Source organism: Pseudanabaena sp. BC1403, assembly GCF_002914585.1.
Classification (GTDB): domain Bacteria; phylum Cyanobacteriota; class Cyanobacteriia; order Pseudanabaenales; family Pseudanabaenaceae; genus Pseudanabaena.
Genome location: NZ_PDDM01000076.1, coordinates 1 through 866, shown reverse-complemented (window position 1 = coordinate 866; position 866 = coordinate 1). Strand labels below are relative to the sequence as shown.

At 44.8% G+C, this 866-nt stretch carries 2 protein-coding genes; both read right to left on the bottom strand.

The window, feature by feature from the left end:
* Window positions 1-408, bottom strand: a 408-nt coding sequence (locus CQ839_RS24635; RefSeq protein ID WP_146048816.1) for an IS630 family transposase, incomplete at its 3' end; no start/stop codon positions are given.
* Window positions 409-410: 2 nt separating this feature from the next.
* On the bottom strand, window positions 411-866 hold a 456-nt coding region (locus CQ839_RS24630; protein WP_146048815.1), incomplete at its 5' end, for a helix-turn-helix domain-containing protein.

The following is an 866-nucleotide window of genomic DNA, read 5'->3' as shown; positions in this document are numbered from 1 at the left end:
CCAAACGCGCTCAATTGGGTTTAATTCTGGAGAATGAGCAGGCTGAAATATCAAAATGATATTGCTCGGCAATCGTAACCGCTTAGCGCGATGACAACCAGCTTGATCGACTTGCATGATAATAAAGCTGTCCGCAAATTGCTCGGATACTAGGTCAAGAAATATTTGAAAACAGTCAGTGTTGAGATGGCTAAATTCATAGAAGAAGCTCTCTCCCGTGGCTGGTTCGACGATGCCGTATAGCCATGTTGCCTGAAACTGCCACTGGACTTTTGCCTTGGGCTTGACACCACGAGCCGTTATTTTACGACCACTGATAGTTTTCAGACCAATCCTTGTTTCGTCTTGACAAAAGAAACGGACTTTTCCTGTTACGCCCAATACAGTCACGACATACCATGCAATCATCGCTAGGTTCTCTGAGAGTTTTTTTTATAGTCCTCAGCCTGCGATTGGTTTTGACTGGCACTATAGGGACGGGCTACCTTTGGTTTTGCCTTCATTCGGTAATGCACCAAGTCATGCACATTTTTATAGGTACTTTCGATTCCTAGTTTTTCCTGTAGCCATTGTCGGATCTCTCCGTAGCTATTAAATCCTTCTTCCTGTTGCAGTTGTTTGTCCAGTGCTTTTTGCGCCCACTTTGGGATTTTGGGTATTCTGCCTACTCTTGGTTTATGGCTTAGTATTCCTGCTATTCCTCCCTCTCGATATCCTCTGATCCACTCTTGCACTGTGCTACGGTTTCTCCCGATTAGTTGAGCGGCGGCTTGTACTGTACCAACTTGCTTGCTTTTCAGTAAGTACAATACTTGCACTCGTTCTTTATCTGAGCCTGTTTTCTGCCGCCCTAGCATCTCTTTTAG